Source organism: Paraburkholderia lacunae (genome assembly GCF_003353175.1).
In the GTDB taxonomy this organism is placed as follows: Bacteria; Pseudomonadota; Gammaproteobacteria; order Burkholderiales; family Burkholderiaceae; genus Paraburkholderia; species Paraburkholderia lacunae.
Genome location: NZ_QHKS01000021.1, coordinates 74,602 through 88,563, shown reverse-complemented (window position 1 = coordinate 88,563; position 13,962 = coordinate 74,602). Strand labels below are relative to the sequence as shown.

14 protein-coding genes are annotated in these 13,962 nt (G+C 64.2%); 5 read left to right on the top strand and 9 right to left on the bottom strand.

The features are described 5' to 3' along the window. Nucleotides 1-19: 19 nt before the first annotated feature. Complete coding sequence (locus tag DLM46_RS27425) at nucleotides 20-241, bottom strand: hypothetical protein (RefSeq protein ID WP_115105578.1); 222 nt, start codon at nucleotides 239-241, stop codon at nucleotides 20-22. A gap of 187 nt (nucleotides 242-428) precedes the next feature. Here DLM46_RS27425 and DLM46_RS27420 point away from each other — a divergent pair, with 187 nt between their 5' ends. Further along, nucleotides 429-878 (top strand): ester cyclase, encoded by a 450-nt coding sequence (locus DLM46_RS27420; protein WP_115105577.1) that lies wholly within the window; start codon nucleotides 429-431, stop codon nucleotides 876-878. A gap of 67 nt (nucleotides 879-945) precedes the next feature. Here the strand turns inward: DLM46_RS27420 and DLM46_RS27415 are convergent, their stop codons facing one another. From DLM46_RS27415 to DLM46_RS27400, 4 genes are all read right to left on the bottom strand, one after another. After that, nucleotides 946-3,927, bottom strand: coding sequence for an Hsp70 family protein (locus DLM46_RS27415; protein ID WP_115105576.1), 2,982 nt, complete (start codon nucleotides 3,925-3,927; stop codon nucleotides 946-948). After that, entirely contained in the window at nucleotides 3,924-5,780 is a 1,857-nt protein-coding gene (locus DLM46_RS27410; protein ID WP_115105575.1) for an Hsp70 family protein, read from the bottom strand. The genes DLM46_RS27415 and DLM46_RS27410 overlap by 4 nt, the downstream gene beginning before the upstream one ends. Beyond that, nucleotides 5,777-6,370 carry a DUF2760 domain-containing protein gene (locus DLM46_RS27405; RefSeq protein WP_115105574.1) on the bottom strand — a complete coding sequence of 198 codons (594 nt, stop codon included), beginning with the start codon at nucleotides 6,368-6,370 and terminating at the stop codon, nucleotides 5,777-5,779. The genes DLM46_RS27410 and DLM46_RS27405 overlap by 4 nt, the downstream gene beginning before the upstream one ends. 298 nt (nucleotides 6,371-6,668) lie before the next feature. Further along, nucleotides 6,669-7,565 (bottom strand): LysR family transcriptional regulator, encoded by an 897-nt coding sequence (locus DLM46_RS27400; protein WP_115105620.1) that lies wholly within the window; start codon nucleotides 7,563-7,565, stop codon nucleotides 6,669-6,671. 134 nt (nucleotides 7,566-7,699) lie between these two features. On the opposite strand from DLM46_RS27400, the gene DLM46_RS27395 reads away from it, so the two are divergent. Next, complete coding sequence (locus DLM46_RS27395) at nucleotides 7,700-8,359, top strand: NADPH-dependent F420 reductase (protein ID WP_115105573.1); 660 nt, start codon at nucleotides 7,700-7,702, stop codon at nucleotides 8,357-8,359. Nucleotides 8,360-8,378: 19 nt separating this feature from the next. Here the strand turns inward: DLM46_RS27395 and DLM46_RS27390 are convergent, their stop codons facing one another. After that, nucleotides 8,379-9,272 (bottom strand): LysR family transcriptional regulator, encoded by an 894-nt coding sequence (locus DLM46_RS27390; RefSeq protein WP_115105572.1) that lies wholly within the window; start codon nucleotides 9,270-9,272, stop codon nucleotides 8,379-8,381. A gap of 86 nt (nucleotides 9,273-9,358) precedes the next feature. Here DLM46_RS27390 and DLM46_RS27385 point away from each other — a divergent pair, with 86 nt between their 5' ends. Further along, on the top strand, nucleotides 9,359-10,135 hold the full coding sequence (locus DLM46_RS27385; protein WP_115105571.1) for an NAD(P)H-dependent oxidoreductase: 777 nt from the start codon (nucleotides 9,359-9,361) through the stop codon (nucleotides 10,133-10,135). A gap of 213 nt (nucleotides 10,136-10,348) precedes the next feature. Here DLM46_RS27385 and DLM46_RS27380 read toward each other — a convergent pair whose 3' ends face one another. Further along, nucleotides 10,349-11,221: an endonuclease/exonuclease/phosphatase family protein gene (locus tag DLM46_RS27380; protein WP_115105570.1), complete on the bottom strand. Its 873-nt coding sequence runs from the start codon at nucleotides 11,219-11,221 to the stop codon at nucleotides 10,349-10,351. Nucleotides 11,222-11,482: 261 nt separating this feature from the next. Here DLM46_RS27380 and DLM46_RS27375 point away from each other — a divergent pair, with 261 nt between their 5' ends. Then, nucleotides 11,483-11,869, top strand: coding sequence for an MAPEG family protein (locus DLM46_RS27375; RefSeq protein ID WP_115105569.1), 387 nt, complete (start codon nucleotides 11,483-11,485; stop codon nucleotides 11,867-11,869). Between the two features lie 43 nt (nucleotides 11,870-11,912). Here the strand turns inward: DLM46_RS27375 and DLM46_RS27370 are convergent, their stop codons facing one another. Together DLM46_RS27370 and DLM46_RS27365 are read right to left on the bottom strand one after the other, a co-directional pair. After that, nucleotides 11,913-12,344, bottom strand: a complete 432-nt coding sequence (locus DLM46_RS27370) for a GNAT family N-acetyltransferase (protein WP_115105568.1) — start codon at nucleotides 12,342-12,344, stop codon at nucleotides 11,913-11,915. 204 nt (nucleotides 12,345-12,548) lie between these two features. Continuing rightward, complete coding sequence (locus DLM46_RS27365) at nucleotides 12,549-12,896, bottom strand: DUF1493 family protein (RefSeq protein WP_115105567.1); 348 nt, start codon at nucleotides 12,894-12,896, stop codon at nucleotides 12,549-12,551. Between the two features lie 126 nt (nucleotides 12,897-13,022). Here DLM46_RS27365 and DLM46_RS27360 point away from each other — a divergent pair, with 126 nt between their 5' ends. Continuing rightward, nucleotides 13,023-13,925, top strand: a complete 903-nt coding sequence (locus DLM46_RS27360) for a LysR family transcriptional regulator (protein WP_115105566.1) — start codon at nucleotides 13,023-13,025, stop codon at nucleotides 13,923-13,925. The last annotated feature ends 37 nt before the right edge of the window (nucleotides 13,926-13,962 follow it).

Here is a 13,962-nt window from a genome sequence, read left to right as displayed (position 1 = left end):
GACATAAACCTCGCAAGTTTTACGCGCCAGCATCCGCATAGCACCAGGGTGAAATCGCCGTTGCCGGGTCGTCGGCAACGCCATCGACGACGTCATCAGGAGGCGCGACTTCTGGAGCTTCGATGGGGACAGTGAGGCCGGTCTCCGATGCGCGATGACGTTCGAGCAAAGCGAGAAGTTCGGGGCGCAGTCCATCTCCGCGTTGGGCTGCGAGCGCGTGGAGCGAGAGCAAGGGCAACATGATTGAACTCCGGTCGATGAGGCCTTCTCAAGGTAGAAGGTCGGGCTCATGTGCGCATCACGTTTCTTGCGGTTTTATTGTTGAAAAACCGAAGAGCAAGAAACGGCACGCGCCTCGCAACTCGCGTCGATATCTTTCAGGCAAGGAATGGCAATGGTGCTGTTCTTTCAACCGGGAGGTATCGACCATGTCCAAAGAGGACGACAACAAGGCCATCGTAGGCCGCTGGTTCACCGATTTCTGGGGCAAGACCTGCAACCTCGATATCGTCGACGAGCTTGCTGCTCCCGAGATGCTTTTGCACTACTCGCTGCACGAGCCGCGCCGGGGCCGCGACGACATCAAGGCATTCATGACCGATTTCCGCGCAGCGTTTCCGGACCTGAACTTCTGGGGCGCGGCGGATCTCATCGCCGAGGGCGACTATGTGGTCGGCCGATGGGAGGGCGGCGGCACGCACACCGGTCCCGCTTTCGGCGATTTCCTCGTTGGCTCGCTGCCGGCCGCCACCGGCCGCAAGATGCGGTTTACCGGTACGACAGTGCTTCGTCTGAAGGACGGGAAGATCGTGGAAGAGATCGGCCTCGATGATGGCGTAACTGCACTGCAGCAGCTCGGACTGATCCGCGTGGCCTAAGCGGAAGAGGGCGGCGCGATCGATATCGTTCGCTGGCGCTGCCCACTCCGCGCTCAACTCGCCACGCTCAACTCGCAATCAGCTTCAATCCCGCGGGCAGCGACTCGCCGAACACACGGCCTTCGTCAGCGTTATCGAGCTCCACCGTCTCGCTGACCATAGTGATCCATGCGCGCGGCGCGTTGGCCGCTTCGAGCCTGCGCACGACGGTGTTGCGCAACGCCTCGGGCAGGTCGCGCGAACGGTCGCCGGTCATGCGGGCGATCTGCACGGCGGCAAACGCGGCGGGGTCGACCTTCTTCCAGTCGAGCGCGAGGATCGTGTTGAGCCACTGCGCGGCGACGTCGGGCGGCACGACGCTATGCGCGCTGCCGTAGAACGGCCGTCGTGCGCCGATGCGGCCGACCGCCCACCAGCTCTGATGGTTTTCAGCGGGTTTCTTCAAGCGCGCCAGCACGGACTCGCCGAGTTCGATCTTGCGCGCGACGGGAATGCGTTCGAGCGACGCGCTCAAGCGGACCATATCGGTGAAGCCCGTTTTCGACACGTCGAACGGCAGCTTGTGACGCGATTGAGCGGCCTTTTGCAAATACGCCATCGCGTCGAGCACGCGCAGCTGCGCGCTTTCGTCGAGGCCGCCCGCGGCGCGGCGCCACAGCGTCCACCATTCCGACCAGACCTGGCTCTCGTTGACGTACTGAATGCCGTCGTCGAAGAGCGACCAGAGTTGCTCGACGCGCCATTCGTCGAGTGGGTAGCCGAAACCCGGCCGCACGCAGTAGCCCGCGAGATTCAGCCACAGGCGCTCGTGATCCGCCGAACGCCGGCGGCGGCGCGCGCGTTCCCACAGCGCGCCGAACAGTTCGCGCAGCAGCGCGCTGTTCCAGCTTTCGCGCGATCCGAGCAACTGTTCGAGCTGCGCACGCAGCCGTTTCACTTCCTTCGGGCCGACGTCCTGCGAGCGCGCGCCGAAGGTGCGATCGATCTGTTCGATCGCTTCGCCGAGCGCCGCATGCGGAGTCTGTGTGGGATCGGCTGACAAACTCACCTGCGCGTCTTCACGGCGCAACTGGAATTCGAGCAGCCAGCGCTGCGCGGGGTTGTCGATCTCGATGCAGTGCACGTCCAGCGTGCCGACTTCAGTCAGCGACGTGGCGATCTGCACCGGCGTTTCGCGCGCGTTGCTGTTTCCGCGCGGCTGCACGATCGTCGCGATCGGCGGCAGACGAACGAAGTCGCCGCCCGCGAGATCGGCAAGTTCGCCTGGCCGGTATACCGTATCCGCGATCGACGAAACCAGATGGAAGCGCACCGGATGCCCGAGGCGCAGCGCGAAAGTGCGGTCCTCGATCAGGATCTCGTGGCCTTCTTCCGTGCCGCGCGGCAGCAGGCAGATGCCTCGCGGCGACGCTTCATCGTGCTGCTCGCCCTTGTCATTGTCCTTGCCATTGCCTTCGCCGGTTTCGTCGAGCACGAGAAAGTAGCTGCGTGGCGAGCCGCCGCCGATTTTCGGCGCCTGACCCGCGCGGGCGAGGGCAAAAGCCACCGCGCCACGAGCGACGGCCACATCGGGATTGTCGTTATGCAGGACGTTGAGCGGCTCGCCGCGCCAGTCGCCCAGGGTGCTGGCGAGGCGTTGCGTCAACGCTTCGGCGCGGAACACGCCGCCGTTCAGCAACAGCGTGTCGGGTACCGGCAAGGGAGCGTCGTGCGTCGAGTCACGCGCGCTCTCGTCGGTGGAAGGCAGGCCCAGCGCCTTGCGCGATTGCGCGGCGAAGCGGCTCAGGAACGCCGCGATATGCCGCGTGATCGCCGCATCGGTCGCATAGGGTAGGCCGAACTCGACAATTGCGCCGCGCGGACGCCCTGGCCGTTCGTTCGGGGCCACCGCCGGAAAGAAACCGTCGACGATGATCTGCTCGACCTCGGCGCGCGTCACCTGCGCCGTGCGCGCGCCGCCGATCAGCTTCGACCCGGCGCCGAGCAGCGTGATGGAAGCCGAGTCGGGCGCTTCCCGGCCGAGCAGTTGCTCTTTTGCGCCGCGGCACCGCTCGACCAGTTGCGACAGACTGGCCGCCGATAAACGCGTGCGCTCGCTGCCGGCGTGAGGCAGCCGCGCCTCGACGAGATGCGCGAGCGCGAGATCCATATTGTCGCCGCCGAGCATCAGGTGGTTACCTACGCCGATGCGCGTCAACTCGGGCTCGCCGTCGTGCATGCGCACTTCGATCAGCGTGAGGTCGGTGGTGCCGCCGCCGACGTCGCAGATCAACACGAGCCGGGTGTCCGCCAATTCAGTCGACAGGTTCTCGCGATGATGAAACAGCCAGTCGTAGAACGCCGCCTGCGGCTCTTCCAGCAGCCGCAACGCGGGCAGGCCGGCGAGCCGCGCCGCTTCCACCGTCAGCGCTCGCGCGCCTTCGTCGAACGAAGCGGGCACGGTGAGCACGACGTCCTGATCTTCGAGCCGCGCATCCGGAAAGCGCTGATTCCAGGCCGCGCGCACATGCGCCAGATAGCTCGCGCTGGCTTCGACCGGCGAGACCTTGCGGACCTCGGCGGCCGCGCCCCACGGCAGGATCGGTGCGACCCGATCGACCGACGCGTGCGACAGCCAACTCTTCGCGCTCGCCACCAGCCGGCCCGGCACCTGGCCGCCGAGCGTGCGCGCGAGCCGGCCGACCACCACCGGCTGCTCTTGCGTGCCGATCTGGTTCGGCGCGTTCGCGCCGGTGCGGTCCGCCGCGTTCGCCGCGCTCGTGCCGGTGCGGTCCGCCGCCTTCGCCGCGCTCGCCTTGGCGTCGCTCCAAGGCAATTGCAGATCGCCCGCGCTCAGCTCGCCGGGCGCCGCGTGATACCGCACCGACGGCAGCAACGGCCGCGCGGCGACCTCGCCGGGACTCACCAGCTGATCGATCTCGAAGACGCGAATGTCCGCGCTGCCCGCCGCAGGGTCGCCTGCCGCAGGATCGCCTGCCGCGGCATAGGCGAGCACCGTGTTGCTCGTGCCGAGATCAATCCCGACGCTGTAGCGCTTCATCGCGGTCATGCATTGGCGTTGCCGCGCACGTCGAACTCGACTTTCCAGCGCTCGTCCGTGCCGCGCGGCACGGCTTCCAGTTCGAGCGTGCCGGCTTCGGTGACACGCGCATGCAGTTTCACCGGCACGACTTCGCCGGCGGTGCGGCCGGCGGACGGCAGCGTCGCCTCGATCTCCTCCAGTTCCTGCAACTCCTCGGGCCCCCAGAAGTCGAGCAGCGTGCCGACCTGATCCTGGCGGCGCACCGATGAACCGAAGAAGCGGAAATGCACGGGCTCGCCGACCACGAGGCCGAATTCCTGAGCCGGCAACTCGGCTTCGGTGCCTTCTTCCATGCCGAACGGCGCGACGCACAGCGCCTGCACGGGCGGTTCGAGGCCGGGCACGGCAGGCATCGCCGATTCGATCGCGATGTAGTACGCGCGCGCCGTGCCGCCGCGAATGCGCACGCCCTTGCCACGGCGCACATAGCCGTAATACGCGGCGCCGCGCGCGACGGCCAGATCGAGATCCGCCCCTTCGATGAGACGTGCCGGCGTCGCGCCTTCAGCCGCGAGCCAGCCGTTGAGCGTGCCGAGGATGCGCTCCACCAGCAACGGCGACTTGAACACGCCGCCGTTGAACAGCACCGCGGTGGGGTGCAGGAAGCTCGCGCCTTCCGCGGCCATGTGGCGCAAGCCTTCGAGTTCGGCGAGCGCGCCGACCTGGCGGCCGAGGAACGCCGCGAGATGCCGCGTAATGCCGGCGTCCTGCGCATACGGCAGGCCGAGTTGCGTCAGGCCGGCACGCGTGCGGCTCACCGGACGCGCCGCGCTGTCCACTTGCGGGAAGAAGCCTTCGAGGATCGTCTGGGTCAACTCGGCGCGTGTCAGCTCCGTGCGGATCGAACCGCCGATCAGCTTCGAACCGCGGCTCGGCACGACGAGCGGCACGGTGTCGGCCGCCGGGTCGCTGAGCAGCGTTTCCTTGGCGGCGCGGCACGCATAAGTGAGGGCGCGCAGTTGCCATGCGTCGGCCTGGGTGCCAAGCGCGGCGAGCTTGCGCGCGACCACGTGGGCGAGCGCGAGATCCATGTTGTCGCCGCCGAGCAGAATGTGTTCGCCGACCGCGACGCGATGCAGTTCGAGGTTGCCTTCGCGCTCGATCACGGCGATCAGCGAGAGATCGGTGGTGCCGCCGCCGACGTCCACCACCAGGATGATGTCGCCGACTTCGACCTGTTTGCGCCACTGCCCGCCGCTCTTCTGAATCCAGCTATACAAGGCGGCCTGCGGTTCTTCGAGCAGCGTCATGCGGCCATAACCGGCGGCCTCGGCGGCTTCGGCGGTCAGTTCGCGCGCGGCCGGGTCGAACGACGCGGGGATCGTCACCGTGATGTCCTGCTGGCTGAACGGCGCGTCGGGATGCGCGTGGTCCCACGCTTCGCGCAGATGCGTCAGGTAGCGCACCGAGCTTTCGAGCGGCGACACGCGCGCGACTTCAGGCGGCGCGTCGTTGGGCAGAATCGCCGCGCGCCGGTCGACGCCCGGATGGCACAGCCAGCTTTTCGCGCTGGACACGAGCCGGATCGGCGTGGCCGCGCCGCGGCTGCGCGCGAACTCGCCGACCGCGAACTCGCGCTGGCCGGTCCACGGCAGGTACAGGTCGCCCGAGGCCAGTTCGTCCGGATGCGGCAGGTAGAGAAACGAGGGCAGCAGGTCGAGGTTGTCGATCGCGCCCGGTCCGGTAAGTTGCGCGACCGGCAGGACGCCCTGGTGGGTCTTCTCGCCGTCGCTGGCGTGGCAGTCGACGTAGGACAACGCGCAATGCGTGGTGCCCAGGTCGATGCCGATCGAATAACGTGCGTCGCGTGTATCGCTCATAGTTCCACCTCGGCCGGCGCGATGACGCGGGCATTGTGGCTGTCCGTCAGCTTCGGCAGACGCACTTCGTCGACGCGCCAGCCGCGGTGGCTGATGCTGCCGTTGAACGGCGCCTTGCCGACGACGTTGCCGGTCAGACGGATGGCGGTGGCGTCGAAACCCTCCGCGAGCGTTACGCGGCTGCCTTCGGCTTCGTCGCGCACCGGGCGGATCGTGAAATGCTCGCGCAGCGTCGCGCGGCAGCCGTCGTGCACGAGGCGGGCGGCGGCACCGATGTCGGCGTCGCTAAAGCCCTTGATGTCTTCTTCGACGAAATCGATGAAGCGCGCGTCGCGTTGCAGCAGGCCGAGCAGCTGGAGCGCGGCGTCCGGGCTCGCTTCCTTCAGCGTAGGAGCGGGCTGCGGAGCGGGCGCGGGTGCTGTGGCAGGCACGGGTGCAGGTGCAGGGGTACGCGCTGCGGTGGCCGCCGCGCTACCGCCGTTGCGCAGGCGCAGGACCCCGGCGGCGAACTCGCCATCGCCGAGGATGCTGAAAAAGGTGCTGACGGCAAGTGAAATCCTGCCGAGGAAAGACGGGTTCGAATCGGTCATAAATGCTCCTGATGGGCTCTGTTAAAGGACGAGCCGTCCTGTTGCCGCGTCGCACGCGACGGGCCTTTGGGCGCCGTCGTGCGTCTTGTGAGGGTCGACGGCAGGTTCCGCCGACGTCTGATTCTCCAGAACTTTGCGCCGCCGCCGGGGCGCGCAAACCCGTATTTTGCCTTGTGCGGCGCGCAAAGCGGGCAAAGCCGGAGATTCTCGCGGTGAATGACCGGCCATCAGGTGAGCCCGACGCGGCGCTGCGCGCCCGGCGCGCGAGCGCCAAACGAGCTTGCCGCGCCGCGTCGCCTCACACCGTATCCGGCCCGAATTCAGCCACGACCTGATTGATGAACGCGCGCAATTTCGGTGTCGCGCGGCTCGCCGGAAACACCAGATGCATGGGTCGCGCGGGCGCTTCGTAGTCGGCCAGCACTCGCACCAGCCGGCCCGCGGCGAGGTCGTCTTTCAGGGCCACTTCAGGCCCGAGAATCACGCCGCCGCCGTTGAGCGCGGCGGCTTGCAGCGCCTTCATGTCGTTGACCTGAAAGCGGCCCGAGATCGGCACGGACTTCTCGCCGTGCGCGTCGCTGAAACGCCATTCGGTGTCGACCGGCTGTGACGTATAGACGAAGCTCAGGCACTCGTGGTCCGCCAGTTCCTGCGGCGTTTGCGGCACGCCGCGCTCGGCCAGATAGCGGGGCGCCGCGCATACCACCAGCCGGTAGGGCATCAGCGGCCGCGCGATCAGCGACGAATCCGACAGCGAACCCAGACGAATCGCCGCCTCATACCCCTCGTCGATCAGATCGACGAAGCGGTCGGTCAGCGACAACTCGACCCGCACCTCGGGGTTGGCATGCAGATAGCGCGTAATCAGCGGTGCAAGACAGCAGGCGCCGAACGTGACCGGCGCCGTGATGCGCAAACGGCCGCGCGGCGACAACGACAGATCCTGCGCGACGGATTCCGCAGCTTGCGCGTCCGCGAGCAACGCCTTGCAACGCTCGTAGAAGATCTGGCCGATTTCGGTGAGGCTCTGACGCCGCGTCGTGCGGTTCAGCAGGCGCGCGCCGACGCGCTCTTCCAGCGTGCTCACATGCTTGCCGGCCATCTGCGACGAGATGCCGAACGCGAGCGCCGCCGCGGCGAACGAGCCGCTGTCGGCGGTTTTTACGAATACCGCCATGCTGGTCAAACGGTCCATCATTCCCCACTCGTGGTTTCGACACTCCGAAAATTATGCACGTTTATCTTGCTGAGGTTTTTAATCATAGTGTGCTCACCCCGAGGAGCAAGCGCTCGGCCGGGCGACCCTCAGACATTCATGGAGTGTGAGCAATGAAGATAGGCATTCTCGGCGCGGGCTTCATCGGCCGCGCATTGGCGACGCTTGCGAGGAACAGCGGTCACGAGGTGATGATCAGCAACTCCCGCGATCCGCGGACTTTGATCAATACGGCCATCGTGCTCGGTTGCGCGGTCGGCACCGCTGAAGACGCCGCGAAGTTCGGCGACGTCGTGGTGGCCGCCGTGCCGTTCAGGAATATTCAGGCGCTGCCGGCGGCGGCGCTTGGCGGCAAGATCGTGATCGATACCTGCAACCACTATCCCGAGCACGACGGCCGCATCGAAGCACTCGAGCAGCACACGACCACCACCAGTCAGATCATGGCCGCCGCGTTGCCGGGCGCCAGAGTGGTCAAGGCCTTCAACGCGATCCTCGCGAAGGACCTGGAGACGGACGGCAAGCCGGCCGGTACGCCGAAGCGCCGCGCGTTGCCGTTCGCCGGCGACGACGAAGAGGCGCGGCGCGTGGTGAGCACGCTGCTCGATCAGTTCGGTTTCGATCCTGTCGACGCGGGCACGCTCGCCGATAGCTGGCGCTTCGAGCGCGCCAAACCGGTGTACTGCATTGCGCTGGACCGCGCGGGCCTCGTCGAAGGGTTGGCCGCAGCGCGGCGCGATGTCGAGTTGCCGCATGGGTCGTGGCGGCGGTGATCGGCACAGTGGGCATTCGTCACACTGAGCTTGCGATGTACTCGCGCAGCCATTGATGCGCCGGGTCGCGATGGGAGCGCTCATGCCAGAGCATGGCCATCTCGTAGCCCGGTATCTCGACAGGCGGCTCGACGACCCGCAGCGCACTGTTGTCGCGAACCAGCCGCGAAGGCAACATCGCCACGAGATCCGTGCTCGCGAGGACCGACAGTAAGAACAGGAAGTGCGGAACTGAAAGCACCACGCGGCGCGCGAGGCCTGCCTCCCCGAGCACTTGATCCGTGACGCCGCGAAACCCTCCGCCATCCTGCGACACGACCACGTGATCGAGCGCGCAGAATTGCGCAAGCGTTGGCCGGCGCTTCAGACGCGGGTGACCTGCGCGCCCTGCCAGAACATACCGCTCCTTGAAGAGCGCCCGCCGATGTAGTCCGGCAGGCGCGTCCTCGCTGGTATGAAAGGCAAGATCGATCTCCCCCTGTTCCGCCTGTTTGGCGATGCGCGACGGAACAATTTCCAGCACCGCCAGCCGGGTATCCGGCGCCGCCGAGCGCAGGCCGGCCAAAGCCGGCAGCAGGATTGTCGATTCGCCGTAGTCGGCAGCAGCGACACGCCACGTATGACTGGCCTCGGCCGGATCGAAAGGACTGGGAGGCGATACCGCGTGCTCGAGCGCTTCCAGTGCCTGCCGCAAAGGTTCGCGCAACGCTTCGGCCCTCGCGGTGGGCCGCATTCCTCGTGGCCCGGGCAGCAGCAGCGGGTCGCCGAGGACATCCCTCAGCCTGGCGAGATGAACGCTCACCGACGGTTGAGAGAAGTTCAGCCGTTGTGCCGCACGGGTCACATTGTGTTCCGCGAGCAAAACATCGAGCGTTACCAGCAGGTTGAGGTCCAGCCGTCTGAGATTATTCATCTTAATACCTGCAATATCAGAAATTCATTTCCAATATACCGGACAAAATCCTATCCTGCGCTCTTCTGCGCAATGGAGGTTCAACCATGAATGTTCTTCTCGTCTATGCCCATCCGGAGCCGAAGTCATTGAACGGCTCGCTCAAGGACTTTTCGGTCAAGCGCCTCGAGGATGCCGGACACGTCGTCCAGGTTTCCGATTTGTACGCAATGAAGTGGAAAGCCCCGCTCGATGCGCACGACAGCACGGACAGGCGGACCGTCGAGCGCTTTGATCCATCTATCGAATCAAAGCATGCGTTCGAGAACGGTTTGCAGAGCGAGGACATCGCACGCGAACAGGACAAACTGCGGTGGGCCGATGCGCTCATTCTGCAGTTTCCGCTGTGGTGGTTCTCGATGCCGGCGATTCTCAAGGGCTGGGTGGAACGCGTTTATGCGTACGGCTTCGCGTATGGCGTGGGCGAGCATTCCGACGCGCGCTGGGGCGACCGCTATGGGGAAGGCACGCTGACAGGAAAACGGGCGATGCTGATTGTCACTGCAGGCGGATGGGAGTCCCACTACGGTGCGCGGGGTATCAACGGCCCCATGGACGATATTTTGTTCCCCATTCAGCATGGGATTCTGTATTACCCTGGCTTCGACGTCTTACCGCCGTTCGTGACCTATCGGACCGGCCGCGTCGATGAAGCCAAATTTACAGGGATCTGCGACGCGCTCGGCCAGCGTCTCGACGATCTCTGGAAGACCGAGCCGATCCCATTTCGCCCGCAGAATGCCGGCGCGTACGAGATTCCGGAACTCACGTTGCGAGCCGATATTGCTCCGGAGCGGAGCGGCTTTGCGGCACACATCGCGTAGCAATTGAATGGCGGAGCGGGGTTTGATTTGCAGCCTGCTCATATTGCGCTCGACCGGATGGGTGAACTTGAGTCGGCTTCAAACACCATGAATGAAGCATCGACCTCATCCCTCGCAGTGCGCAGGATGAGTAAGCTCTATTGTCCGCAGAGGGCTTGACGCAAGACTGACGCTCACATTACGTCTCTGTCATGTCTCGTGCTGTTTCGACGATCAGTGCAACTCGAGCCACAGCGGCTGGTGATCGGACGAGCGGCTAGTCTGGTCCACGTCGCAAGCCACGATGCGCGGCTTCAGATCCTCGGTGACAAAAACAAAATCGCACGCGAACGGTCCGTCGGGCCATTGCGCGTGATCGTATAGACCGACTGTGGCGGCGCGCGGGGCGTTCGGGTGCGCACAGGTCCACGCGTCGGCGAAGGCGGGCGCGCCGGGGATCGGTTCGAGCATCCTGTAATAGGCGGGGGCTGCGAAGGCGCTGTTGAAATCGCCGCATACGATGGCGCTCATTGGGCGCGCGGTATCGGCGAACGGACTGTCCGGTTTTTCCGCTTTTGCCGGCCGGTGCGCATGGTCGCATGCTTCCTTGTGCACTTCGTGCAGCCTCGTCACTTGCGCGAGCCGTTGTGCTTCGGAGTAGAACTCGAGATGCGTCGTGATGATGCGCAACGGACCGACATCGGTGTCGATGACGGCCTCGAGCGCGACGCGCTGCATCGACGGTTCGGTGGGATCGGCGGGCCATGGCAGCGAATGACGCAACACCTGCCTGACTGGCAGCCGGCTCACGATCGCATTGCCGAACTGGCGTCGATCTCGCGCGGCCCCGAGCGATGGAAGATCGGAGCCGATCGCATCGATCACGGTCGTATGTGGCAGCAACGTGGCAAGCTCGGCGAACTGATCGGCGGATGGGCCGCCAGCCAATCCGCCTTGCGCCGGTCCGCGATGAAAGCCGCGCGTGACTTCCTGCAGGCAAAGAATGTCGAAATCACACAATGCCCGTGCCTCGCGCACGATGCGAACGAGGTCGACGCGGCCATCCACACCGCGTCCCCACTGAATGTTCCAGCAGACGAGACGCATGATGCTCTCCTTGGCGAAACCATCTAGCTAGTTTACTGCCGCGATGCCGGATGGATAGACCCTTGCTTGCAGAAGAGCCGACAGGCGGATTGCGCGGCGGCGAGCGAGCCGGCTGCTATCAAGCTGAAGATAAGTTTTCTTCGTCCACGCAGCTTCCGGGGCTATCCGCTGTAAACTTGCGCATCGTAGTCGAGAAACCGAGATGCCAGCTTTACCCACCAAACCGGCGTTCGTTGATTCCCTGCCAAGGAGGCTCTTCAAATGGACAACGTTGCTCTCGTATGCGTGGCAGTGCTAGGGATACTTCTGTTCGGCCTCGGACTGTCCATCTCGGTGATGCGTTTTCGCGAAAACACCGGCACAGGCTGCGAGCAGGACCCCGGGAACCGGCTACACAAGCTCGTCCGGGCTCACGCCAATACGGCCGAATACGCGCCGTTTCTCGCGCTGCTGTTTCTCTATCTTGGTGCAAGATCGCCGTCGGCGGCGACAGTGTCGCTAATCGTCGCGGCAACCGTGTGCCGCTGTTTGCTCATCGTCGGCCTGCTCGCATGGCCAACGATGGCAAAACCCAACCCCTTCCGGTTCGTCGGCGCACTCGGGACCTACCTGAGCGGTGCAGCGCTATGTGTGATGCTGCTGCGTTGAGATGCGCCGGACGGCCTGCTTGCGGTCTTTGCCGCCAGCAGGATCAGAGAACCTTCTTCATCGAGGGAGAGGGATGGAACACATAGCTCTCGTGCTCATAGAAACCAATGGCCTCCTGCCGCGCGTCGAGAAACACCGCCGTCATGTCGCGAGCACGCGCATCGGCTTCCGCATATTCCAGCAGGGCGTGACCTGCGCCGCTGCCGCGCGCCTGAGCGTCGACAACAAGGTCATCGACGTGCAAATGTGCCCCGCGCGCCAGCGTATGGACTGGCCTCATGCCGATGACGCCGATGAGCTTGCTGTCCTGAAACGCTCCAACGAGCTCGTAGCCGGCAAACGATTGCCGGCGAGCTCGCCGTAGAAACTCGTCCATATCCAGAGGGCGCAATTGAGCGATGATGGGAAATGCCTGCGCCCATTCCGCTGGGGAAAGCCTTCGGATATCCAGACTGGTGCTGCGATTTGCAGTCATGGCTTCGGTCCGTCCTCGCTGGAAAAGTCTCGATTTTTGCACACAACTGGGTGTGCACGAGCGCCCGAAATATGCAGGTAGGAAGGGTGCCGTGCAGCTGGCCCCATAGGGGCGTCTTTACGGGGGACCCTGAAGCCATACTAACTTGGCGATGAATTTGGGGAATGCCAACGCCGCAAAGACTCAGGCCAAACCGCGGCATTTCTAATCTGCGAGCTTCTTACTATCCCATACGCCCAATTTGATAGCTCGCTCAAGCATGGCAACGGTCAGTGGCTCCTTGTCATACTTCTCGCGCTTCTTTTTAGAGAACGGCATGGCAATGATCGCAAAGAGGTTGAATCCCTCTTCTGAGAAGTAACGCTGGAAATCATAGTCACCATGCTCCACCTTGAATTTCTCGAAGAACTTGCCCATGAAGTCATCGGCTTCGTCGCCAGTGATATCCAGATCGTTCTCCAGACTATCCGAGGGCTTTACGGACTTGCTTGATCGAATGCCAGTCTCACTCCTGATAAATAACTCAAGCTCAAGCCATGTTGTACTAGTCATGTCAGAAAATCCTGTCTGCTGGTCTCACGAGCCGGTTGTAGTGCAGAAGATGGAACGAACTGTGCCGCCTTTACTTTTGTCGAAAAATCGGGCTATAAAGAAAATACTTTTGATTTTAAGTCAAATATGAAAATCACCCTCGACGAACTGCAAACTTTCGTCACCGTTGTCGATATGGGGTCTATCACGGCGGCCGCGCAACAGCTCGACCAGACGATTTCAGCTACGAGCCGCGCGCTGGGCAGGCTGGAGGAAAAGCTGCGCACAACGCTGCTACGCAGAACCACGCGCAGGCTGGAGTTGACCGAGGAGGGCAGGACGTTCCTGCAAAGCGCGCGGGAGATCATCGAATCGGTGGAGGGCGCGCAAGAGCAGATGGCCGCGCGGCGCGAGCGGCCCTCCGGGCGTTTGCGTGTCGACGCCGCGACGCCGTTCATGCTGCATGTGATCGTCCCGCTGGTGGCCGGTTATCGCGAGCGCTATCCGCAGGTGGAGCTCGAGCTCAACAGCAACGAGGGCATCATCGACCTGCTGGAGCGGCGCACCGACGTGGCCATCCGGATCGGTCCATTGAAGGATTCGACGCTGCACAGCCGGCCGATCGGCAGCAGCCGGCTACGGATTCTGGCAAGCCCGGCGTATCTGGACGCGCATGGTCAACCGCGGCGTGTGGAAGAGCTGGCAAAACATGCGTTGCTGGGATTCAATCAGCCGGAGTCGCTCAACGTCTGGCCCATTCTCGGGCAGGACAACGAGCTGCATCGCATCGCCCCTGCGGTGTGGTCGTCGAGCGGCGAGACGCTCCGGCAACTGGCTTTGGCAGGCATTGGCATTGTGTGCCTGTCCGACTTCATGACCGCGCGCGATCGCGATGAAGGGCGGCTGGTGCAATTGTTCGCGCGTCAGACGCAGGACGTGCGTCAGCCGATCAATGCGGTCTACTACCGCAATACGGCGATTTCATCGCGGATCGCGTCGTTCGTGGACTATCTTGCAGAGGCCGTGGGCAGCATGGGTCTGCGTCGCTGATGTGACAGGCACGTTGCTGCGCGCGGCTGACTTTGCG